General features: G+C 56.2%; 21 protein-coding genes and 1 tRNA gene. 6 read left to right on the forward strand and 16 right to left on the reverse strand.

What is annotated here, in order from left to right:
- Positions 1-60 precede the first annotated feature (60 nt).
- The 9 genes from ACIQT8_RS06210 to rpoZ form a co-directional block, all read right to left on the reverse strand.
- On the reverse strand, positions 61-813 hold the full coding sequence (locus ACIQT8_RS06210) for a Crp/Fnr family transcriptional regulator (RefSeq protein ID WP_138795752.1): 753 nt from the start codon (positions 811-813) through the stop codon (positions 61-63).
- A gap of 87 nt (positions 814-900) precedes the next feature.
- The gene (gene era / locus ACIQT8_RS06215) at positions 901-1851 is read right to left on the reverse strand and encodes a GTPase Era (protein WP_400964271.1); all 951 of its coding nucleotides are present in this window, start codon (positions 1849-1851) and stop codon (positions 901-903) included.
- 50 nt (positions 1852-1901) lie between these two features.
- Positions 1902-2621, reverse strand: a complete 720-nt coding sequence (rnc, locus tag ACIQT8_RS06220; RefSeq protein ID WP_138795754.1) for a ribonuclease III — start codon at positions 2619-2621, stop codon at positions 1902-1904.
- Positions 2618-3364, reverse strand: coding sequence for a signal peptidase I (lepB, locus tag ACIQT8_RS06225; protein WP_400964273.1), 747 nt, complete (start codon positions 3362-3364; stop codon positions 2618-2620). The genes rnc and lepB overlap by 4 nt, the downstream gene beginning before the upstream one ends.
- Positions 3365-3553: 189 nt before the next feature.
- A complete protein-coding gene (acpS, locus tag ACIQT8_RS06230; protein ID WP_138795756.1) occupies positions 3554-3958 on the reverse strand; it encodes a holo-ACP synthase in 405 nt (134 codons plus the stop codon).
- Complete coding sequence (locus ACIQT8_RS06235; RefSeq protein WP_138795757.1) at positions 3955-4533, reverse strand: DUF2062 domain-containing protein; 579 nt, start codon at positions 4531-4533, stop codon at positions 3955-3957. The genes acpS and ACIQT8_RS06235 overlap by 4 nt, the downstream gene beginning before the upstream one ends.
- 111 nt (positions 4534-4644) lie before the next feature.
- The gene (locus ACIQT8_RS06240; RefSeq protein WP_138795758.1) at positions 4645-4791 is read right to left on the reverse strand and encodes a DUF3563 domain-containing protein; all 147 of its coding nucleotides are present in this window, start codon (positions 4789-4791) and stop codon (positions 4645-4647) included.
- Between the two features lie 197 nt (positions 4792-4988).
- On the reverse strand, positions 4989-7223 hold the full coding sequence (locus ACIQT8_RS06245) for a bifunctional (p)ppGpp synthetase/guanosine-3',5'-bis(diphosphate) 3'-pyrophosphohydrolase (RefSeq protein ID WP_138795759.1): 2235 nt from the start codon (positions 7221-7223) through the stop codon (positions 4989-4991).
- A 131-nt stretch (positions 7224-7354) separates the two neighbouring features.
- Positions 7355-7747, reverse strand: a complete 393-nt coding sequence (gene rpoZ, locus ACIQT8_RS06250; protein WP_400964275.1) for a DNA-directed RNA polymerase subunit omega — start codon at positions 7745-7747, stop codon at positions 7355-7357.
- Between the two features lie 282 nt (positions 7748-8029).
- Between rpoZ and ACIQT8_RS06255 the strand changes: the two genes are divergently transcribed.
- On the forward strand, positions 8030-8599 hold the full coding sequence (locus ACIQT8_RS06255; protein ID WP_138795761.1) for an NYN domain-containing protein: 570 nt from the start codon (positions 8030-8032) through the stop codon (positions 8597-8599).
- Between the two features lie 225 nt (positions 8600-8824).
- Positions 8825-10324 carry a methyl-accepting chemotaxis protein gene (locus tag ACIQT8_RS06260; RefSeq protein WP_400964277.1) on the forward strand — a complete coding sequence of 500 codons (1500 nt, stop codon included), beginning with the start codon at positions 8825-8827 and terminating at the stop codon, positions 10322-10324.
- Between the two features lie 87 nt (positions 10325-10411).
- Here ACIQT8_RS06260 and smpB read toward each other — a convergent pair whose 3' ends face one another.
- Together smpB and dapA are read right to left on the reverse strand one after the other, a co-directional pair.
- Positions 10412-10888: an SsrA-binding protein SmpB gene (smpB, locus tag ACIQT8_RS06265; protein ID WP_138795763.1), complete on the reverse strand. Its 477-nt coding sequence runs from the start codon at positions 10886-10888 to the stop codon at positions 10412-10414.
- Between the two features lie 157 nt (positions 10889-11045).
- Positions 11046-11930, reverse strand: a complete 885-nt coding sequence (dapA, locus tag ACIQT8_RS06270; protein WP_262525101.1) for a 4-hydroxy-tetrahydrodipicolinate synthase — start codon at positions 11928-11930, stop codon at positions 11046-11048.
- Between the two features lie 318 nt (positions 11931-12248).
- Here dapA and ACIQT8_RS06275 point away from each other — a divergent pair, with 318 nt between their 5' ends.
- Complete coding sequence (locus ACIQT8_RS06275) at positions 12249-14324, forward strand: lytic transglycosylase domain-containing protein (protein WP_400964279.1); 2076 nt, start codon at positions 12249-12251, stop codon at positions 14322-14324.
- 154 nt (positions 14325-14478) lie between these two features.
- Here ACIQT8_RS06275 and ACIQT8_RS06280 read toward each other — a convergent pair whose 3' ends face one another.
- The 3 genes from ACIQT8_RS06280 to ACIQT8_RS06290 all read right to left on the reverse strand — a co-directional run bounded on the left by ACIQT8_RS06280 (position 14479) and on the right by ACIQT8_RS06290 (position 17794).
- Positions 14479-15492, reverse strand: a complete 1014-nt coding sequence (locus ACIQT8_RS06280; RefSeq protein WP_400964281.1) for a porin — start codon at positions 15490-15492, stop codon at positions 14479-14481.
- A gap of 475 nt (positions 15493-15967) precedes the next feature.
- Positions 15968-17026, reverse strand: a complete 1059-nt coding sequence (locus ACIQT8_RS06285; protein WP_400964283.1) for a porin — start codon at positions 17024-17026, stop codon at positions 15968-15970.
- Positions 17027-17703: 677 nt separating this feature from the next.
- Positions 17704-17794 (reverse strand) — tRNA-Ser (locus tag ACIQT8_RS06290).
- Positions 17795-18023: 229 nt separating this feature from the next.
- On the opposite strand from ACIQT8_RS06290, the gene ACIQT8_RS06295 reads away from it, so the two are divergent.
- Both ACIQT8_RS06295 and ACIQT8_RS06300 read left to right on the forward strand, forming a co-directional pair.
- Positions 18024-18365 (forward strand): hypothetical protein, encoded by a 342-nt coding sequence (locus ACIQT8_RS06295; protein ID WP_138795767.1) that lies wholly within the window; start codon positions 18024-18026, stop codon positions 18363-18365.
- Positions 18366-18454: 89 nt separating this feature from the next.
- Positions 18455-18631: a hypothetical protein gene (locus tag ACIQT8_RS06300; protein ID WP_178340562.1), complete on the forward strand. Its 177-nt coding sequence runs from the start codon at positions 18455-18457 to the stop codon at positions 18629-18631.
- A gap of 51 nt (positions 18632-18682) precedes the next feature.
- Here ACIQT8_RS06300 and ACIQT8_RS06305 read toward each other — a convergent pair whose 3' ends face one another.
- Positions 18683-19483: an aldolase/citrate lyase family protein gene (locus ACIQT8_RS06305; RefSeq protein WP_400964285.1), complete on the reverse strand. Its 801-nt coding sequence runs from the start codon at positions 19481-19483 to the stop codon at positions 18683-18685.
- A gap of 9 nt (positions 19484-19492) precedes the next feature.
- Positions 19493-20710: an NAD(P)/FAD-dependent oxidoreductase gene (locus ACIQT8_RS06310; RefSeq protein WP_400964287.1), complete on the reverse strand. Its 1218-nt coding sequence runs from the start codon at positions 20708-20710 to the stop codon at positions 19493-19495.
- Between the two features lie 313 nt (positions 20711-21023).
- Between ACIQT8_RS06310 and ACIQT8_RS06315 the strand changes: the two genes are divergently transcribed.
- Complete coding sequence (locus ACIQT8_RS06315; RefSeq protein WP_262525093.1) at positions 21024-21371, forward strand: hypothetical protein; 348 nt, start codon at positions 21024-21026, stop codon at positions 21369-21371.
- Positions 21372-21419: the final 48 nt, after the last annotated feature.

Here is a 21419-nt window from a genome sequence, read left to right on the forward strand (position 1 = left end):
ACCGCAGATTTCGCAAATTGAGACAGCCACGTCATTTAAAAAAGACATGTCGTAAAACAATCAGATGAATGGCCGGAGGCTTTTTCCGTCGTCGTCCCATCCAGCCTCTTCGGCAAGTCCTGCATCATCCAGGACCAGACAGCCCTTGTCCGTCCAGCGGATCAGGCCACGATCTGCAAGCTTGCGAAGCGTCTTGTTGGTGTGAACGATGGACAGGCCAAGCGTATCGGCGACATGCTGCTGCGTCACGGGGATGGGCGTGTCTCCGTTCATGAGATTGACCGCTTTCGCCTTGCGATACAGAAACGCAATCAGGTAGGCCGCCCGCTCCAGCGCGGTACGGCGGCCGACGCTCAGCAGGTGGCTGTCCAGCATCCGCTCCTCACTTGCCGCTATCCAGGTCAGATCATAGGCAAGGCTTGGATGATCGGTAAAAAGGCTGTTGAGACGCGAGCGCTCGAACACACAGAGCGTAACCGGAGATAGCGCTTCCACGGAATGCTGCATCTCGCCCATTACCGTTCCCTGCAGCCCGACGAGATCGCCGGGCAGCACGTAGTTCAGGATCTGACGCCTGCCGTCTTCCAGTGTCTTGTAACGGAAGGCCCAGCCGTGCAGCACCGTGTAGAGGTGTGCACTGTGCGATCCTTCCATGAGAATGACCGATGAACTCTCAACCGCAAGCTCGCCCGTCTTGAAGCGGGAAACGAAATCCAGTTCGGCGGAAGAGAAGTCCCTGAAATGCGGGATATCCCGCAAGGGACAGTGCTGACAGGGGGTTGTAGAAATGCCGTTCGGTTTTTTGGGCGACATGAATATCCGCTATCGGGAAAGGTTGAAACTTATGTCAGTAACAACCCAGCCGGAGGTGTTCCGGTTCCCGAGAGATCAGCGGAGATATCAGTTGCGCGGGAACTCCAGCCCCATCTCGCGGAAGCGCTCGGGATCATCACCCCAGTTTTCACGCACCTTGACGAACAGGAAGAGGTGGACCGGCTGCTCGAGGATTTCGGCAAGCTCCTTGCGAGACGCAGACGAGATCGACTTGATCGCCTCGCCACCCTTGCCAAGAGCGATCTTCTTCTGGCTTTCACGCTCGACGTAGATCACCTGCTCGATCCGGACCGAACCATCCTTGCGCTCTTCCCACTTTTCAGTCTCGACGTGGGAAGCGTAAGGCAGTTCCTGATGCAGGCGCAAAAACAGCTTTTCGCGGGTAATTTCGGCAGCAAGCTGGCGCATCGGCAGATCGGAAATCTGATCTTCCGGATAATACCAAGGGCCCTCGGGCAGAGCGGCGGCCAGGTAGTTCATCAGATCCTCGCAACCGGAACCGTTGGTGGCGGAGATCATGAAGGTGCGATCAAAGGCAACGATTTCGTTCGCCGCAGCGGCGAGCTTCAGAAGATCCTCACGCTTCACCTGATCGATCTTGTTCAGGCAAAGAATCTTCTTCTGCGGAACGTCCTTCAGACCTTCCAGAATGGTTTCGGCGTCGCCCTTCAGACCACGTTCGCTATCGATCAAAAGCAGGATGACATCAGCATCCTTGGCACCGCCCCAAGCGGACGTGACCATGGCGCGATCGAGCCGACGACGCGGCTTGAAGATGCCGGGCGTATCCATGAACACGATCTGGGCGTTGTCGTGAATGGCGATGCCGCGCATCACGGCGCGCGTCGTCTGAACCTTGTGGCTGACGATGGAAACCTTGGCGCCAACCAGCCGGTTGACCAGCGTCGACTTTCCCGCATTGGTCGGGCCGATCAACGCCACGAAGCCGGAACGGGTCGGAAGGTTATTGTCATCGCCGGATACGGCAGGGTTCTCGAGATCAGTCATGATGTCCATTCAGGTTCAGAGGTATTCAGCACAGTCGCCCTCAAGGCTCTTCTGTGCGCTCAGTTTTTTGTGTCGGCCTTCTGCCAGACACCTTCGCGTTCCAGAAGCCTGGTCGCAGCCACTTGTTCTGCTGCACGCTTGGAACGTTCTACACCCGTTTCCGGCTTTACGCCCGGTATTTCCACGGTCACCGTGAAACGTGGATCGTGATCCGGACCGGAGCGGTCGTCAATCCGATAAAGAGGTGTAACGGAAAATCTTGCATGGGCCCATTCCTGCAACTCGGTCTTCGCATCGCGACGTCCTGCGTCAACGCGGGTTGCACGGCCCTGCCAGAATTTCAGAATAAACCCACGAGCTGCTTCCAGCCCGCCATCGAGATAGATCGCCGCAATCAGGCTTTCCACCACGTCAGCGCGCACGTTCAGCATCGCCTTGCCGGTCAGTCGCTTCACGTCCGCGCCAGTGCGGATAAACAGGTGGAGACCCATTTCATCGGCAATGGAGGCACAGGACTCAGCGCTGACGAGCTGGTTCAAACGGACGGACAGCTCACCTTCCGTTGCAGAGCGGAAGGTGGAGAACAGAAGTTCGGCAACGCTGAGACCGAGAACGCGGTCTCCGAGGAACTCCAGCCGCTCATAATTTTCGGTCGTGCCGGAGCGCGCACTGGCATGGGTCAAGGCCCGGTCGAGCCGGGCCTTTTCCTTGAACTGATATCCGATCAACGTCTCCAGCCGGGAGATTTCCTCGACTGAAAGCGGCTTGCTCTTACTCATTCCACAACCTTGAAGAGGCGATCCCAACGCATGTTGGCTGGCCATTCCCAAATGCGGCTGAACGGTGTGTCATTGCCCAGCGAGAAGAAGATGACGCTGGCGCGGCCGATCAGATTTTCTGCCGGTACGAAACCAACATCGAAGCGGCTATCGAGCGAATTGTCGCGATTGTCGCCCATCATGAAGTAATGACCTTCAGGCACCACGAATTCGCGGGTGTTATCCCCACGGCTATCCGGCGACTGGTCCAGTGTGTCGTAAGTTACGCCATTGTCGAGTGTCTCACGGAATACCGGAACGTTTGCGCCCGGATCAGCGCGATAGTCCGACGTAAACACGCCATCCGGCTGCTTCGGAACAGGCTGGCCGTTGATGAACAGCACGCCGTTGGTCACCTGGATGCGATCACCCGGCAGGCCAACAAGGCGCTTGATGTAATCGACTTCCGGGTTCGGCGGCAGACGGAACACCACGACATCACCGCGCTTCGGTTCGGAGAACTGCAGGATACGACCGGAGAACAGGTTCGGCGAGAACGGCAACGAGTATTTCGAATAGCCGTAAGAGAACTTGTTCACGAACAGGTAATCGCCCACCAGAAGCGTCGGCATCATGGAGCCGGACGGGATCGTGAAGGGCTGAAAGAGAACGGTGCGAATGACCATGGCGAGCAACAACGCCTGGACGATGACCTTGACGTTTTCCCAGAGAGCGTTCTGCTTCTTCTCAGTTTTTTCGGACACTTAAAGACCTGTCTTATTGTTGCCCGGATTTCCCCGTCAGCAGGAACCATTCTGTTGCGGTTCCAGCCGGGAAGCCGGTTTCCATTCCACCTGAAAACACTTTCGCATTTCGAGGGACTTCTCTAGAGCCTTTCCAGCCCGAAGGGAAGCGCTTCCGTCATACGGCCGCAAATAGAACGGCAATATGGCTTAACCGCTAACAGGAAGGGCTTCGATAATCACAAATGCCTGAGCGTAAGGGTAGTCGTCCGTGATTGTAAGGTGAATGTTGGCCTTGTGACCAGCCGGCAGCATCGTCTCAAGCCTTTTTGCCGCACCATTGGTCAGCGCCATTGTCGGCTTTCCACCCGGCAGATTGACGACACCCATATCTTTCCAGAAAACGCCATTAGCAAGCCCTGTTCCAAGCGCCTTCGAACAGGCCTCCTTGGCGGCGAAGCGTTTGGCATACGACGCGGCACGGTTTTTTCGTCCATCGGATTTGGCGCGCTCGATGTCAGTGAAGCAACGGTGAGTGAAGCGCTCACCGAACCGGTTCAGCGAATTTTCAACGCGGCGGATGTCGATAAGATCGCTGCCCATACCGATGATCATTTCAATAACTCCAGAGATGCGTTGCGGTTGGCAGCACGCTGCGCCAGATTTTCGATTTTCCGGCGACGGAAACCGCGAATGAGGCTGAAAACAGTGACGTAGGCAACCACGGCGGTGATGAGTGCCGGCAACACGGCACCAACGATCATCGGCTCCAATACCGGCTTCCATATTTGGCGGAATTCGAGATGGCTGAACAGCGCGGCAAAATCGACATGGGATGCGCTTTCAGCCCGCTCCCGTCCAAGGAGAACGTGGCCCAGCTCCCAGGTCGACGCCCAGATGAAGGGAAATGTCAGCGGGTTGGCAAGGGTCGTACCGAGTGCCGCAGCAACCAGATTGGCACGCAGAATGAAGCCGAGCGCCATGGCGATGATGATATGGACCCCGAGAAAGGGCGTCCACGCGACACCTGCCCCAATCGCCACACCCGAAGCGACGGAATAGGGCGACGCCGATAACCGCAACAGGCGCAGCTTCATATAACGAAGAGAACGGCTGAAACCCGAACGCGGCCACACAAGGTCGCGGACTTTATCGGAGAAACCAACGGGATCACGGCGGCGAAACAACATGAGCCAAGTCTATTTCATCGCCGCGGCACAGCCAATAGGCTCGGAGACGCGCGAAAAGCCGCGCGCCCTCATACTATCTGCACGGCGAAGATCTGCCATGCATGAAATGCATTACTTACGGAACAGGCCGCGATCGATTTCGCGCTGACGGAATTCGAGGTCAACGTTCGATACCGAACCGCTGAGATATTCGAATTCGCGTTCCTGGGTGGTCTTGCCACGAACGGCACGGGCGAACTTGCGAAGCGGAGTAAACATGATTTTCGGTCCTTTCGGTTTGTGACATGGCGTTTCTCATCAGTGGAACTCCACCGGCACGCCGCTTGTCGTGTCTTCAATTTCTGAAAGGAAGATAGTTTCAAACCGCGTTTCGGACCAGACACAGGAAAAGGCCGCTGCCATGCATTAAACGCATAGCAGCGGCCTTTCTGCTCAATCTTTCGTCTATGAATGCCTCAATCGAAGGCACGTTTGACCGTTGAGACGCAATCAAGGTCCTTGAGCTGCGACAGAAGCTGGTTCAACTGGCGCAAATCCCACACTTCGATGTCGAGCGCCAGTTCGGAGAAGTCCGTACCGATGCGGATCATGTTCAGTGTTCGGATGTTGACGTCGATCGTTGCAATCGACTGCGCCACAGACGCCAGCGTACCCGGCTCATTCAACGCATTGATCAGGATACGGGCCATGAACCGCGACTTGTTTGCCTCATCCAGGTCCCAGCGCACATCGATCCACCGCTCCGGTTCATCATCGAAGCGCTGAAGCGCTGGCGCCTGAATCGGATAGATGGTGATCCCCTTGCCCTTTTCCATGATGCCGACAATGCGATCGCCCGGAACCGCGCCGGCAGGCCCGAAATGCACGTCGACATTGCCGGACAGGCCACGAATCGGCAAGGGATCGGGACCATCGAGCATCTCCGCTGCACCGTCGTCCTCGAGAACCGAGCGGGATTTGCCGGGAATCTTGAAGACCATTCCGGAGGCGCTGCGCATATTGAACCAGCCGTCGTCGCCGGTCATTTTCACGGTAACGCGCTCGTCCTGATAATCGGGATAAACCGCGCGCAGCACATCGAGAGACGACACCTCGCCACGACCGACGGCAGCAATCGCGTCTTCAACGTCCTTCTGCGCCAGACGATGAAGAACCGGCTTCAATGCCTCACGCGAGAAAGGCTTGCCGGCGCGCTCAAACGTGCGTTCCAGAATACGGTAACCCAGACCCGAATACTGCTTGCGGATTGCCATGCGTGTCGCGCGGCGGATCGCGGAACGGGCCTTACCCGTGACAACAACCTCTTCCCACGCGGCTGGTGGCACCTGCACGCCGGAGCGGATGATTTCGACTTCGTCGCCATTGTTCAGGCGCGTCACGAGCGGCATGATCCGGCCGTTGATCTTGGCTCCGACCGTCGTGTCACCGATGTTGGTGTGCACCGCGTAAGCGAAGTCGATCGGGGTCGCGCCACGTGGCAAAGCGATGAGCTTGCCTTTGGGCGTGAAGCAGAACACCTGGTCCTGGAAAAGTTCGAGCTTTGTATGCTCCAGAAACTCTTCCGGGCTGTCGCCTTCGGCCAACGATTCGATGGTGTGGCGCAGCCAGGAATAGGCGTTGGATTCCGGCGAGAGAAGATCCCCCTCCCCGTTCTCGCCATCCTTGTAAAGCGCGTGTGCAGCGATACCGAATTCGGCAATCTCGTGCATGCGCTTTGTGCGGATCTGCAGTTCGATACGCTGCCGCGACGGGCCGACAATGGTGGTATGGATCGAACGATAGTCGTTCTGCTTCGGCGTCGAGATATAATCCTTGAAGCGACCCGGGACGACACGCCAACGGGTGTGCACGATGCCGAGCGCACGATAGCAAGCCGTGATGTCATCGACCAGGATGCGGAAACCGTAGACGTCGGAAAGCTGCTCGAAGGACAGCGACTTCGACTGCATCTTGCGGAACACCGAATAGGGCTTTTTCTGGCGTCCCTTGACGGCTGCACCGGACAGACCGTTCGCAACGAGCAGTTCGCGCAGTTCGTCCTCGATCTTCTTGATCAGGCCTTCGTTGCGGGTTTCCAGTTCCTGCAGGCGGTTGGTGACGGTCTCGTAAGCTTCGGGATTGAGATAGCGGAAGGACAGATCTTCCAGCTCGTCGCGCATATCCTGCATACCCATGCGGCCGGCAAGCGGCGCATAGATTTCCATCGTTTCCTCGGAAATACGGCTGCGCTTGTCGGCAGGCATGTATTCCATGGTTCGCATGTTGTGCAGGCGGTCGGCGAGTTTAACCAGCAGGACACGGACATCATCGGAAATGGCGAGAAGCAGCTTGCGCAAGTTCTCAGCCTGCTTCGCCTTGCGGGTAACGAGGTCGAGCTTCTTGAGTTTCGTCAAACCTTCGACGAGACGGCCGATGTCTTCACCGAAAAGCTCATCGATCTCCGCACGCGTGGCGGTGGTATCCTCAATTGTGTCATGCAGCAGCGCGACCGCGATGGTCGATTCATCCAGATGCATTTCCGTCAGGATAGCGGCAACTTCAAGCGGATGCGAAATATAGGGGTCGCCATTGGCCCGCTTTTGCTGGCCGTGTTTCTGCATGGCGTAGACATAGGCCTTGTTCAGCAGGGCCTCATTCGCATCCGGTTTATATTTTTGAACCCGCTCAACGAGTTCGTATTGCCGCATCATGCGATATTCCACAAAAAGAAAGCGCGCCAACCGCGAGGTCAGCGCACAATGCTGCATCAATAGGGATCAGATTATGACGGGAAAGATTGACAGACCGTAACCGGCGCCTGCCAATCCCATCATAATTGCTATCAATAGTCGTCGTTCTTTTCCGGCGGCACAAGGCCTTCGATACCGGCCAGCAGTTCTTCTTCAGACATCTGGTCGAAGTTGATGGTTTCCGGCAGGTCCTCGTCTTCGCCATCAGCAACGGCAGAGGCAACCAGCGTCACCGGATCGGGCTCCGGCTCGTCAACTTCCACATGCTTCTGCAGCGAATGGATGAGGTCTTCCTTGAGATCGTCTGGCGACAGTGTTTCGTCGGCGATTTCGCGCAGCGCAACAACCGGGTTCTTGTCGTTGTCGCGGTCAATCGTGATAGCGGAGCCCTGGGAAATCTGGCGCGCACGATGGCTGGCGAGAAGGACCAACTCAAAACGGTTGTCTACTTTATCAATGCAATCTTCTACTGTGACGCGGGCCATTGCCTGTCCTTTACGGGTCGTTATGTCGCGGATTAACGGTTCCGATACAGCCATTGGCCACGGAATTCAAGTTTTTCCTGAATTTGGCGTCTTATGTCACTTTAATTGTCGATTTTGGCGCCTGATGAAAAAATTGTCTATGAGAATTGTCTTGGAATACGCGGGAAGGTAGCTTACTTAAAATCCAACGGCATGCGTCAAAGTTGAGAAAACGCATTTTTCGCTTCGCGGCCGGATGAGAAAAGCCAGAGTAATGGCCTTCCAAATAAGGAATGGGATGGAATGTTCGATCCACGGGAGAAAATTGCGCTCTTCATCGATGGAGCCAATCTTTATGCAGCTTCGAAAAGCCTGGGATTCGATATCGACTACCGCAAGCTTCTGAAAGCGTTTCAAAAGCGCGGTTACCTGTTGCGAGCTTATTATTATACGGCCCTCATTGAGGACCAGGAATATTCGTCGATCCGTCCGTTGATCGACTGGCTAGACTATAACGGCTACAAAGTAGTGACAAAGCCTGCGAAAGAATTCACCGATGCGCTCGGTCGCCGCAAGATCAAGGGCAACATGGACATCGAGCTTGCCGTCGACGCCATGGAGCAATCCGAGACTGTCGACCATCTCGTTCTCTTCTCGGGCGACGGTGACTTCACCACTCTCGTCGATGCACTTCAGCGCAAGGGCCGCAAGGTTTCCGTTGTATCGACGATGGCAACGCAGCCCGCCATGATTGCCGACGATTTGCGCAGACAGGCTGACCACTTCATCGATCTTATGACGCTGAAGGCAGAGATTGGCCGCGATCCGAACGAGCGCCCTGCCCGTCACGCAGAAAGCCCGGAAACGATGTGATTTCGGCGAAACGCCAAAACAAACAAAACGCGTCCATCGAAAGATGGGCGCGTTTTTTCTTTGCGCGATCACCGTGTTCTACTTTGCCGATCTGGCAAAATTTGCTCCAAAGATGACAAACGTCAATTCAGTATATTCGAAATTATATCTTGGTTAACGATAGTGATGTCTTAGTCCGGTTAACGGTGCCGCTCAGGTGACGGGCACCAAATCAGGATTATCGACATGACCGGCCAAATAAAGACCAATCAACAACTCGGCGAAAGACTGGATTTTCTGGGGCTCGGCAGCGAGCAGCGGCAGACGCTGGCGGGTTTGAAAGGCGTCATTACCGGCTCTCTCGATGCATCGCTTGATGCATTTTACGCCAAAGCGCGTGCTGTCCCCGAAACAGCGAAGTTCTTCTCAAGCGAAGCGCATATCCAGCACGCCAAAAGCATGCAGGTGAAGCATTGGTCGCGGATTGCCAGCGGCACGTTCGATGACAGCTATACCCAGGCTGTCACGGCAATTGGTCGCACCCACGCAAAACTCGGCCTCGAACCCCGCTGGTACATCGGCGGTTACGCCCTTGTTCTGGAAGGCATTATCAAATCTGTCATCGAATCCGAACTGAAGGGCATCTTCGCGGAAAAGAAGGCCAGAAAGCTCAAGGACGCGCTTACAGTCACCGTCAAGGCCGCCCTTCTCGACATGGACTATTCCATCTCCGTCTATCTTGAGGCACTCGCCGCCGAACGACAGAAAGTCGAAGCCGAACAGGTGCAAATGAAGCAGGAGCAAGATCATATTCTCGAGCTTCTGAACAACGCGTTGGCCAAGCTTGCCAATGGCGACCTGACATCGACCATTACGGAAAAAACCGCACCTCAGTTCGAAGGCCTGATGGCGAGCTTCAACACTGCGCTTGGCAACCTCTCCGATGCCTTTTCGCAGATCGTCAATGAAGCGAACAAGATTTCCGGCAACACCCAGGAACTGACGTCAGCAACCGACGACATGGCCCGCCGCACGGAGCAGCAGGCTGCGGCACTTGAGGAAACAGCCGCCGCCGTCGAGGAAATCACCACCATTTCCAGGCTGTCGGCACAGCGTTCTGAAGAAGCAAAGGTGATGGTCGAGAGCTCGGCCGTCGAGGCCGCACGTTCCCGCGAAGTCGTGATGGAGGCCGTCAACGCCATGAGCGCCATCGAAACCTCTTCGCAGAAAATCACCCAGATCATTGCCGTGATCGATGAAATCTCTTTCCAGACCAACCTCTTGGCGCTGAATGCGGGCGTTGAGGCGGCGCGAGCCGGCGAGGCCGGCAAGGGTTTTGCCGTTGTTGCCCAGGAAGTGCGCGAACTGGCGCAGCGCTCGGCCACAGCAGCCAAGGAAATCAAGACACTGATTGCCAAATCCTCTGCTGACGTCATGCAGGGCGTTTCGCTGGTCAACAAGACCGGAGAATCGCTGAACACGATCGGCAACAAGGTCGACAGCATCAATGAGCACATTGCTTCGCTGACGAAGGCGGCGCAGGAGCAGTCTATGGGCATTCAGGAAATCAGCGCGGCCATCAACAGCATGGACCATCTGACGCAGCAGAATGCGGCGATGGTAGAAGAAACCAATGCGGCGACCCATAATCTGGGTGATGTCAGCGCCAATCTTGCCGCACTCGTCGCGCGCTTTAACGTATCGTCTTCTGCCGGTTATACCGCGCCATATTATCGAGCGGCCTGAGGAGACGCAGGTTTCCAAACAAGCACTCAAAAAAAGCGGCGCATGGAGCGCCGCTTTTTTGTTTGTGAACGTGAGGGACTGATCGGTTTAGCCACCCTTAAGAAGACGCGACTTCTGCCGGTTCCAATCGCGTTCTTTTTCCGTCTCGCGCTTGTCATGCAGCTTCTTGCCCTTTGCCAAAGCCAGCTCGAGCTTCGCCCGTCCACTATCGTTGAAATAGATCTTCAGCGGCACCAGCGTCATGCCTTCGCGGTTGATACCAGCACGCAAACGATTGATCTCGCGCTTGTTCAGAAGCAGCTTGCGACGACGGCGCGGTTCGTGATTGAAGCGGTTGGCCTGAAGATACTCCGGCAGATGCGAGTTGATGAGCCAGATTTCATCGCCCTCATCCGACGCATAGGATTCAGCGATATTCGCCTTGCCTTCGCGAAGCGATTTCACCTCAGTCCCCGTCAGGACGAGCCCGGCTTCGTAAGTGTCGATGATTTCATAGTTGAAGCGAGCCTTGCGGTTTTCCGCAACGATCTTCTTCACCACACGCTGGCTGCCTTTGGGGGCCATGATCCTTCAATCCCTTGTTCTTCTTATTGCGCCTGCGATTTTCCACCGGAAGCGGGTGCATGCATTCTATTTAGTATCGTCGCGGCGAAAAGAAAAGGCGCGCTCGACAGCTCCACATCAGAAGCAGTCGCTTGCGCGCCTTACTCTATTTTCTGCCTCAGTTTGTCAGGCCGGCATGCTTCAGCGCTGCATCGATAGCCGCTTCGGTAGATGCCTCCAGCGAGCTCATCAGTGGGGAGCGAACAGTGCGGTTGCCGCCACGGGTCTGCGACAGCGCATATTTTGTACCGCAAACACCGGGTTCCATGAAAATGGCCTTGTGCAGCGGCATCAGACGATCCTGATATTCCAAAGCTGCCACATAGTCGCCAGCCGCCATTGCCGCCTGGAATTCTGCACAGAGACGCGGGGCGACGTTTGCCGTTACAGAAATACAGCCAACGCCGCCATGGGCGTTAAAGCCAAGTGCCGTGCCGTCTTCACCGGACAGCTGGACGAACCCCTTGCCGCAGGAAATGCGCTGCTCGGAAACACGGTCGAGCTTGCCGGTCGCATCCTTGACGCCAACGATGTTCTTGTGCGCTTTGACAAGCGCGCCCATCGTTTCAGGAGACATGTCGACCACCGAACGTGGCGGGATATTATAGATGATGATCGGCAGTTTCACCGCGTCGGCAACAGCCGAGAAATGTGCGAAAAGCCCCTTCTGGGTCGGTTTGTTATAATACGGAGTAACAACCAGAAGCGCATCCGCGCCAGCCTCTTCGGCGTGCTGGGCAAGCTCGATCGCTTCATTCGTGTTGTTCGATCCGGCGCCTGCGATGACCGGTACCCGTTTCGCCGCTACCTCGATGCACAGCTCGACAACACGTTTGTGCTCGTCGTGGGACAGGGTCGGAGATTCCCCCGTCGTGCCCACAGGCACAAGACCGTTGCTGCCTTCAGCGATCTGCCACTCCACATGGGCGGCAAATGCCTGTTCGTCCACGGCGCCATCGTCCGTAAACGGGGTAATGAGGGCGGGAATGGATCCCTTGAACATGCAAAACTCCTGGCGCCGAGCGGTTCATGCTTCGGCCGCATTCGATGGTTAAAACCCGCACACATTAGTGCCAGCCCTTGAAGCCGACAAGCGCAAAGGAAGGCGATTTCGTCCGAAAACACCGACGAAATGCCGCCTTGCGGACTGCAAGCACATAAAGCGGGAGAGCGCGGACAAGGCAAGCGGCAATAACGAGGCAATGAATAAAAGTTGATGCAACCGCCCCATCAAAAGTAAGGGTTCGTTAAGGTCAATTTCCGTTAATGAAGCAATAAACGCACACCGGTCCACTCACTCCGTCACATCATGAAAAGCACCATGAAAAAGACAGTTCTGGGATTGTTGACGGCGAGCCTCGCGGCGACCGTCTGGAGCGTACAGGCTGGACCGTTGCCGGAAGGCGCGGTCGCACCGCTTCCTTACGTAAAACCGGACGCCCCCACGATCCCCGCCTTCGTTCCCGCCACACCGGAAATTACCGGTGCGATACCTCGACTTAACCGTCCACAGGACGTCGCCGACCTCAAGGCAGGTCTCGACGCGCTTTCAAGCCGCGACACTACGCGGGCACTTTCCATTCGCAACGCAATGTCCTCCGGCAGCCTCGACCGACACATACTTTCCTGGGCAATCGCTGTTTCTGGCCAGAGGGATGTGCCTTCCGCAGAAATCGCTGCCGCCGAACGCGAACTGTCCGGCTGGCCTGGTGTTGCCACCTTGCGCGCCAATTCCGAACGCGCCCTCTACCGCGAGAACCCTCCCGCTGCACAGGTTATCTCCGCATTCGGCAGCAGCCGGCCGGAGACAGCCGAAGGTACGGTTGCACTTGCTCAAGCTCTCGCCGCCTCTGGTAAAACAACGGAAGCACAACGTCTTCTTCGCCAGCTCTGGGTCAGCGAAGGCATGGACAAGGACATGGAAGACCGGGTGCTTGGCCAGTTTTCCAGTTACTTCACGCCCGCCGACCATAAAGCGCGCATGGACTACCTGATGTACCGCAGCCGAATCAGCCAGGCGAAACGCTTCGGCGATCTCGGCAACGCACAGTCTCTTTATAGAGCCTGGGCCGCAGTGTTGCAGCGTTCCGGCAATGCAAGCGCTCTGCTTGAATCCGTCGACGCATCGTTGCGTAGCGACGCAGCCTATCTGTTTGCGCGGGTTGAGAACTTCCGTAACCAGCAGAAATACACGGAAGCGGCAGCGCTTCTCGAACAGGCGCCGAAAGATCGGGCGACACTTGTCAATCCGGGCGAATGGTGGAACGAGCGGCGCATCATTGCACGCGGTCTTGCCGATCTCGGCGAATTTCCGCGCGCTTACCGTATCGTCGCCAATCATTCCGCGGCGTCCGCCGTGGATATTGCCGACGCGGAATTTCATGCCGGCTGGTATGCGCTACGAGCGCTGAACCAGCCTGCTGCCGCCGCACGACATTTCTCCGCGCTGCTGCAGGCATCAAACCGGCCCCTCTCGGCATCAAGGGCCTATTATTGGCTCGGTCGCGCTGCAGAACGCGGTGGGCCGGGCGACGCACGTGACTTTTTCAGCAAGGCCGCCGCTCATCCCGGCACCTTCTATGGCCAGCTTGCTGCGGCGCGGATCGGTGTCAAAACACTCAATGTCACCTACCCATCGCCAAGTGGTGCAGACCGACAGCGTTTTGCAGGACGTGAAGCGGTCCGCGCCATAGACAGGCTGGAAGCTGCCGGATATGGCTGGCGGGCCGACAGCCTTTATCGCGCACTCGCCGATCAACTCGACAGCCCCGGCGAACTTGCCATTCTTGCCGCACGGGCGGAAGGCAACGGCAATCATCAAGTGTCGTTGCAAATCGGCAAGACGGCCTTCAGCCGTGGCATCGATGCGGCTGCCCTCGCCTACCCGCTCGGTGTCATTCCTGCCAGCGCCAACATCGCGGGCTCCGGAAAGGCATTGGCATATGCCATTGCCAGACAGGAAAGCGCCTTCAATCCGGCCGCAGTTTCACCCGCAAATGCACGCGGCTTGCTGCAGTTGCTACCCGGCACAGCAAAAGGTGTGGCTGGCCGTCACGGTCTGCCCTACACGCAGGCAAGACTGACAAGCGATGCCGGCTACAACGCCACGCTTGGAGCGCATTATCTCGGCGAACAGATCGAAAGCTTCGGTGGTTCCTATATCCTGACCTTCATCGCCTATAACGCGGGCCCGAAAAAGGTGCCTGAATGGATCGCCCGCTATGGCGACCCGCGCGGTAAACACATCGATGACGTCGTGGACTGGATTGAGCGCATCCCCTTCCCCGAGACACGCAACTACGTGCAACGGGTGATAGAGAACTATCAGGTCTATAAGACACGCCTAGGGCAACAAGCCGACATTGTTGACGATCTGCGCCACGGTCGTTCGGGATAACGACGACCGCTTGACGAATATTGATTTCCTGAAGCGCCGGCATGTCCGGCGCTTTTTTGTTGGCCGAATGCCGAATGAAATCATCAACACCAGCCCAAAGAAAAACCCCGGCATTGCTGCCGGGGTTTCCTTCACTGACAGATGTCAGATCAGATTAGAACGAACGCTGAAGGCGAACGAAGCCGGTGACTTCGTCGTCCTGGCCGTCAACGTCGAAGTAGTTCGCGGTAACCTTGGTTGCAAGGCCATCGGTGATCTTGTAGTCAACCGTCAGACCAGCAGTCCAAGCGTCAACACCGTCTTCGAGCTGGTAGTCGCTCAGGTACTGAGCTGCCGGCGTGATCGTCAGCTTATCAGTTGCCTTGATTGCGTATTCAGCAGCAACAGCCCACTCGGATTCAGTGTAGTAGCCGTTTTCGCCAGATGCCCAAACACCAGCAAGGCCAAAAGTACCTGGACCAACATCTGCGAACAAGATTGCGCGGATTGCGCCTTCTTCGTAGTCGGTGTCGTAGGAGCCTACGAGGGTCGCGCTGACAGGGCCCAAGGTCGCACCGAGAACGCCTGTGATACCAACAGAATTGTCAGCTTCGCTTACGCCTTCGAGTTCGTCCACCGACAGAGTAGCCTTGAAGGAACCTGCGTCGTATGTGTAGGCGATCGAGTTGAACAGGGTATTGGTGGACAGAAGGTCCGTTTCGCCGTTCAGATCGTTATCCCACTCGCTGTAGAACTTACCGACCTTCAGGCCGCCGAGTTCGATGAATGCCTGGTCAACAAAAACGCCAGAACCGAGGTTGCCGCTGGAGGATGCCGTGGAGCTTCCTACGCCGCTATCGGCGTTGCCGCGGAAACCGATGAAGCCACGCAGAGCGCCGAGCTCGGTGTCGGTGCGGGTGTCAACTTCGAACTGAGCGCGGGTGAACGAATCCCAGTCAGAAGTACCCGAAGCATTGCGGCCGAAATTAGTCTGGAAACGAACATAACCGCCAAACTTCAGGCAGGTTTCGGTGCCCGGGATGTAGAAAAAGCCGGTGCCGAATGCATCGCAAACGCGGACGTATTCCATGGGCTCAGGCTCAGCAGCGACGATAGCGTCAGCGGCCTGTGCGCCGGATACTGCTGCGAGGGCCGCAGCGGAGCCGATCAGAAGGCTCTTGATGTTCATAATTGACCTCCAGTCAAAACACTGATTTCTCAGACGGCAAGTGGGAACGCACAAATCAAATGCATGCCGCCTATGAAGGTGATTAGAGCCAAAACCGACGCGCTACGCAATCGCAATCACGAAAGAAGCGAGACGGTAAGGCATGCTTAGCTTTCCGCTGTTGCGAAATAGCTACAACTCCGTCCATCGGCCGGTTATGCCTTAATCCTTCATTAATAAAACAGCCGTTTCAGCGCCTTAGCTGCGCGTCTTCAGTTTAACCACTGCGGATTTTCGCCGCAGTAACGTCGTTTCATCCACCTACGTTCGACATTCTACGGCGAGGGAATCAGAATAACGGACATGTCTTAGTACCAACCGGTTGCTCGAATCGCCCATCGCATCCACTCACCAAGCCTTGTGATCGCCTCATAACTCAAAAGAAAACCCCGGCATTGCTGCCGGGGCTTCTTTCACTGACAGAAGTCAGATCAGATTAGAACGAACGCTGAAGGCGAACGAAACCAGTGACCTGGTCGTCACCGTTGTCGATGTCGAAGTAGTTGACAGCAACCTTGGCAGACAGACCAGACGTGATCTTGTAGTCAACCGTTACGCCAGCCTTCCAAGCATCGTTGTCCGAGAAGTCATCCCAGGAAACGAGACCGTAAGAACCGTAGTACTGAGCGCCGGGGGTGATGGTCAGCTTGTCGGTAGCCTTGATGGCGTACTCAGCAGCAACTGCCCACTCGGAGACCGAGTAGTAAGCGTTCGCGCCAGAAGCCCACACGCCAGAAAGACCAAGCGTACCCGGACCAATACCAGCGGTAGCGATCAGGCGGATCGAGCCGTTTTCACGGTCGAAGTCGTAGCCACCGATAAGCTGCAGGGAAACAGCATCGAGCTTGGCACCAACGCCAGCCGAAATACCAACGTTGTTATCGGTCTCGTTGAAGAAACCGGTCGTGCTGTTGCCGAGCGAAATGCCTTCAAGTTCGTCAACCGACACGCCGGCCCAGAACGAACCTGCGTCGTAAACGTAGCGAATAGAGTTGAACAGAGCGTTCGAAGACAGCTCGTCAGACTCACCAGAGAGACCGTCGTCCCACCAGTTATAGAACTTACCAACCTTGAGACCGCCGAGTTCGATGAACGCCTGATCAACGAAAACGCCAGAGCCAAGGTTGCCGCTGGAGGAAGCTGTCGAGCTGCCTACGCCGCTATCGGCATTGCCACGGAAACCGATGAAGCCACGCAGAGCGCCGAGTTCGGTGTCGGTGCGGGTGTCGATTTCGAACTGAGCGCGCGTGAACGAATCCCAGTCAGACGTGCCGGACTTGTTGCGGCCGAAGTCGGTCTGGAAACGAACGTAACCGCCGAACTTCAGGCAGGTTTCAGTGCCGGGGATGTAGAAGAAGCCAGTGCCGAATGCGTCGCAAACGCGAACGTATTCCATGGGCTCAGGCTCAGCAGCGACGATAGCGTCAGCGGCCTGTGCGCCGGATACTGCTGCGAGAGCCGCAGCGGAGCCGATCAGAAGGCTCTTGATGTTCATGTTGACCTCCAGTCAAAGTTTAAAAAGGGTCTGGGTACTTTCGCTGAAGGACAGCATTCCCTGCCCCATTCCCGTGTTTTTTAGAAGCCAAACGATCCACCGCCTCGCTTCTATTCGTGAAAATACAAAACGTTCCGGCGCTTGCAATCGACAAACGACGAGAAACGCATTTTCACAGGCTGGTTCATTTCGCCTTGTTGCTCAAAAAACACACAGCATTGTGCGGCCACACGAAGAGATTTACGTTCAGTTAATAAATTCCTTGAGAATCCGTTAGTTAGCGGAGTTAACATAACCTTTTCACGCATCGGCACTTTAAGCGCCGGCGCGTTCTCCTGCTGGCAAATAGGAAAAATGCACCGCACTCGATTAACTGACGGCCTGCGGAGGATTCGGCAACGGTGTGGAAAACGAGCGTCGTTCTGAATCGTGCATGCCGAATCCAGGAGTCCGATTCGACGAAATCCTTTTTCGCTTCACACGCCGGATAGAGTCGTGCGCAAAGGAAGCAACGCGGATGCCTTCCCATTCCGTTCGGTCACGCGATATTTTCGAAGGTAATTCCAGAGCGTGCCCAAACGCGCATTCAGTCGCACAGCAAATCAACCATGCTAAAAAGCGACATCGGAAACTCTAAAATTTGGAAAGCGGCTTCTGAGAAGATCGTATGAGCCAAATGGCGGAGAGGAAGGGATTCGAACCCTCGATACGCTTTTGACGTATACTCCCTTAGCAGGGGAGCGCCTTCGACCACTCGGCCACCTCTCCGGTGCGGCCTGATTATTGCGTATAAAAAATGAATGCAAGGCTTTTTCGCGGAAGGAATGAAAAAGCTGTGGCTGGGGCTGAGGCAGCATGTCTGTTCGATGCCTATATATAAAGCCTAAAATCCACAAAAGGTGCGGCATTACGGCCCTTGCGGTGCAACTTGTTTGGCTAGGAGGGAACCTTTCGCCGGCGTCGGCGTTTTCTGACCGGTAACAAAAGAGGTGCTCACATGGCTCAAACCAGACTGAATGTTGTTGAAGAAACGATCGAGAATCAGATCGCGGAGCTTCGTACGCAGATCGCGTCGCTTTCAAAGGCTGTGTCGGCTCGCGTGGAAGACGCGGGCGACGACGCATCCGAATTGCTCGGCGAAGCACGTGGCCGTGTTCGCAAGGCGGCGCAGAACGTACGCACCCAAGGCCATCAGGTCGTGGAAGCGGTGAAAGAGAATCCCGCGACAGCGACGTCCTTGCTGACAATTGTCGGCGCGCTCGGTTTTGCGATTGGTTACGTTGTCGGCACCAGCACACAACAGCAGTCTTCCAACAGCAGCCTCTACCGCTGGCGCTAATCAGCACTAGCCTAGAATAAAACGGCAAGGGGAGAGAACTTCCCTTGCCTATTCGCGTATAGACCTATCGAGACGGGCGGAGGGGCAAAATGAAATTTGGCGTCGATATCGAAGAAGCAATCTCAGCCTTTGCGAGAGATCACGGAATTGGCCATGATGAGGCTATCGAGCGCATTCTGCGTGCTGCGCTGATCAATCACGGTTATCTCGCCTCCGGCGAAGAAGGTATTCCGCCGGAACAACTCAACGCAAGTAACGACGATTAGAATATAAGACCGAGGGGTATGCCTCCTTCGGTCAGACTACTATAAGTCAGCTCAGTATCCCGACCTGGATGGCGCCGGCGATGTTTCACCCGTGTAGCGGGCAGAGAGCGAACGCAGCGCGCCTGCAAACTCCGTCACATCTGCGCCGACAGCGACAAACGACGCGCCAAGTTCGAGATAACGGCGGTTAAAAGTCTCATTAAAGGTGAGAATACCGGCTGCCTTGCCCGAGGACACAATCTTGGTGATTGCCGCTTCGATGACTTCCTGCACTTCCGGAGCGTCCAGACGGCCGAGATATCCCATATCGGCGGCAAGATCCGCCGGACCAATGAAAACACCGTCCACGCCATCAACCGCAAGGATATTGTCGAGATCGGCGATTGCCGCCCTCGTCTCAGCCTGCACCAGAAGACACACATTGTCAGATGCCGTATCGGCATAATCGGTGATCGTGTTGAAGGCTGAAGCACGCGCCACAGCTGCGCCCATACCGCGAATGCCGCGCGGTGGATAATGCATGGCGCTGACCAGTGCGCTCGCCTGCTCGGCCGAATCAACCATCGGCACCAGCAGCGTGCGCGCGCCCGCATCCAGCAATTGCTTGATCATCCAGCTTTCACCGACCGGTACACGCACCACGGGCTCAGCCGGCGATGTGGCCAGTGCGCGCAACTGGTCGATAATGCTACGAAGATCGTTTGGCCCATGCTCGCCGTCAATGACCAGCCAGTCGAAGCCCGAGGTTCCGGCGATTTCAGCGGTAATCGCCTCCGCCATATCGAGCCAGAGGCCGATCTGCGGCTTACCGGCATGAATGGCGGTTTTGAAACGGTTTTCAGGGGCAGGCATGGTGATTCCTCAAGACAGTAATGATTTCAGGTCGGCAGATGGATCAGCAAGGATGGCGCGATCCGGCTCTACGCCGGTTTCCAGCAGCTTCTTGCCGGTGACATAGGCTTTGGCGTCGTTAATCGCATCAACGGCAACGAATCGGCCACGGCGGAAATACCAGACGGAATAGCTGCCCTCACGGACGCCGGGGCGCAGCAGAGTTTCATCGAAGCCCAGATTAAAGCCGGCAATCTGCAGCTTGGCATCATATTGATCCGACCAGAACCAGGGTTTCGGTTCATAACGGCGTTCGGTGCCAGCCAACACGGTCGCGGCAGCCTCTGCCTGGTCGACAGCGTTCTGAACCGATTCCAGCCGAACCTGACCCTCTTCCCACGGCAGGAGGGCGCAATCACCAACTGCATGGATGTCCTTGTCGGAGGTACGGGTAAATTCATCGACCACGACACCGTTGCCAACATCGATTCCCGATTCGCGGGCTAGTCGATCGTTCGGTGTGACACCGATGCCGACGATGACGAAATCGACATCGATGGTCGAACCATCCGACAATTCGGCGGCAGCAACCCTGCCATCCATGCCGACAAGGCGAACAAGGCCGGTCTTTTCGCGAATCGAAACACCGTGCGCCACGTGAATGTCCCGCATGATATCGGCGGTTTCCCTTGCGGCGACGCGCTGGAGGATTCTCTCCGCCATTTCGATCAACATCACATCGAGACCAAGTTTGCGAGCAACAGCCGCAGCCTCCAGCCCGATGTACCCGCCACCGATCACAAGCAGTCTGCGGCCCGGTTTCATCTCCCGCATCAGCCTGTCGGCGTCGCGCTTGTCACGAACCGCCAGAACGCCCTCAAGGTCGCCACCAATGCTGGCGGGCAGAAGACGCGGCGTGGCACCTGTGGCCAGAACGAGCTTGCCATAAGAAAGCGAGCTTCCGTCCTGCATGCGCACGATCTTGCCCACACGGTCGATTTCTTCGACCCAGGTGGACAGGCGGATTTCGACATCGTTTTCCGCATACCATTGCTCTGGCCGGAACATCAGCCGGTCGAAGGTCATTTCGCCCATCAGGTATTTTTTCGAAAGCGGCGGGCGCTGATAGGGAAAAACATCCTCCGAGCCGATGATGGTAATGGGGCGCTGGTCTTTTAAAGCCCTCAGTTTTGCCGCCAGTGCGAAAGCCGCCTGCCCCGCCCCGACAATTACCAGCCTGTCCGCCACATGTTTCTCCCGGAATGATCGCGACGGAAAGTTTTTCCAGCGATGCGCAACATAAGTATGACAAAGGCGTAACGCCAAGTACGGGCCGCGTCAACCGGCGAAGAAGCGGCATGCACCGTAGTGGAACACAACGGGCTCCCGTGTGTTTGCACCACTGCTTCCGTCCAGTTTTCTGAATGGAAACATCATCTTCGACACAGTCCTGTGGGAACGACGAGATCGCGGTCAAATCAATTGAATGTATTTCGTTCAGTTCCCGGCAAGGAAGATGATCTAAAATGGAAACAAGAAGAAAACAGCCTGGGAGGTTGTGATGGCCATGAATATCGATCCACACCGAAGCGTCGCTCCGGACGAGATGTATGAGAAATTCCAGATTGACCGCCCCGGCAAGATCACCTTTATCGGCCATCATCTGAGCGCCAAGAATACAATGCGCTGCCTTGTCCGCACCATTTCTCTCTATGGCGCGGAAATCGAGGTCAGCCCGCATCTGGAAATGCCGGTCAATTTCTATCTCGAAATCCTTGGCATTCGCGACGAGATCGGCTGCACGCTGATCCGTCGTGAAGAAGAAATGGCCACAGTCGGCTTCAACATGCTGATCGATGCGGAATTCCTGCATCATGTGCGCAGACTGAGCTTCGAAACCAGCGCCTGACAATGACGGTATGATTTTGCGCGCGTCTCCACACGCGAAGAAATCTGT

Origin of the sequence: Agrobacterium sp. NPDC090273 (assembly GCF_044772305.1) — a bacterium.
GTDB lineage: Bacteria > Pseudomonadota > Alphaproteobacteria > Rhizobiales > Rhizobiaceae > Agrobacterium.

What these genes read in the sequence shown, in the direction of transcription:
- ACIQT8_RS06260 (WP_400964277.1), top strand. Translation starts at nt 8,825, where the DNA reads ATGACCGGCCAAATAAAGACCAATCAACAACTCGGCGAAAGACTGGAT.
- ACIQT8_RS06235 (WP_138795757.1), bottom strand. Translation starts at nt 4,533, where the DNA reads ATGTTGTTTCGCCGCCGTGATCCCGTTGGTTTCTCCGATAAAGTCCGC.
- ACIQT8_RS06305 (WP_400964285.1), bottom strand. Translation starts at nt 19,483, where the DNA reads ATGCCTGCCCCTGAAAACCGTTTCAAAACCGCCATTCATGCCGGTAAG.
- ACIQT8_RS06315 (WP_262525093.1), top strand. Translation starts at nt 21,024, where the DNA reads ATGGCCATGAATATCGATCCACACCGAAGCGTCGCTCCGGACGAGATG.
- rpoZ (WP_400964275.1), bottom strand. Translation starts at nt 7,747, where the DNA reads ATGGCCCGCGTCACAGTAGAAGATTGCATTGATAAAGTAGACAACCGT.
- acpS (WP_138795756.1), bottom strand. Translation starts at nt 3,958, where the DNA reads ATGATCATCGGTATGGGCAGCGATCTTATCGACATCCGCCGCGTTGAA.
- ACIQT8_RS06255 (WP_138795761.1), top strand. Translation starts at nt 8,030, where the DNA reads ATGTTCGATCCACGGGAGAAAATTGCGCTCTTCATCGATGGAGCCAAT.
- ACIQT8_RS06285 (WP_400964283.1), bottom strand. Translation starts at nt 17,026, where the DNA reads ATGAACATCAAGAGCCTTCTGATCGGCTCCGCTGCGGCTCTCGCAGCA.
- ACIQT8_RS06245 (WP_138795759.1), bottom strand. Translation starts at nt 7,223, where the DNA reads ATGATGCGGCAATACGAACTCGTTGAGCGGGTTCAAAAATATAAACCG.
- ACIQT8_RS06275 (WP_400964279.1), top strand. Translation starts at nt 12,249, where the DNA reads ATGAAAAAGACAGTTCTGGGATTGTTGACGGCGAGCCTCGCGGCGACC.
- ACIQT8_RS06210 (WP_138795752.1), bottom strand. Translation starts at nt 813, where the DNA reads ATGTCGCCCAAAAAACCGAACGGCATTTCTACAACCCCCTGTCAGCAC.
- ACIQT8_RS06300 (WP_178340562.1), top strand. Translation starts at nt 18,455, where the DNA reads ATGAAATTTGGCGTCGATATCGAAGAAGCAATCTCAGCCTTTGCGAGA.
- ACIQT8_RS06280 (WP_400964281.1), bottom strand. Translation starts at nt 15,492, where the DNA reads ATGAACATCAAGAGCCTTCTGATCGGCTCCGCTGCGGCCCTCGCAGCA.
- ACIQT8_RS06295 (WP_138795767.1), top strand. Translation starts at nt 18,024, where the DNA reads ATGGCTCAAACCAGACTGAATGTTGTTGAAGAAACGATCGAGAATCAG.
- dapA (WP_262525101.1), bottom strand. Translation starts at nt 11,930, where the DNA reads ATGTTCAAGGGATCCATTCCCGCCCTCATTACCCCGTTTACGGACGAT.
- era (WP_400964271.1), bottom strand. Translation starts at nt 1,851, where the DNA reads ATGGACATCATGACTGATCTCGAGAACCCTGCCGTATCCGGCGATGAC.
- smpB (WP_138795763.1), bottom strand. Translation starts at nt 10,888, where the DNA reads ATGGCCCCCAAAGGCAGCCAGCGTGTGGTGAAGAAGATCGTTGCGGAA.
- ACIQT8_RS06240 (WP_138795758.1), bottom strand. Translation starts at nt 4,791, where the DNA reads ATGTTTACTCCGCTTCGCAAGTTCGCCCGTGCCGTTCGTGGCAAGACC.
- rnc (WP_138795754.1), bottom strand. Translation starts at nt 2,621, where the DNA reads ATGAGTAAGAGCAAGCCGCTTTCAGTCGAGGAAATCTCCCGGCTGGAG.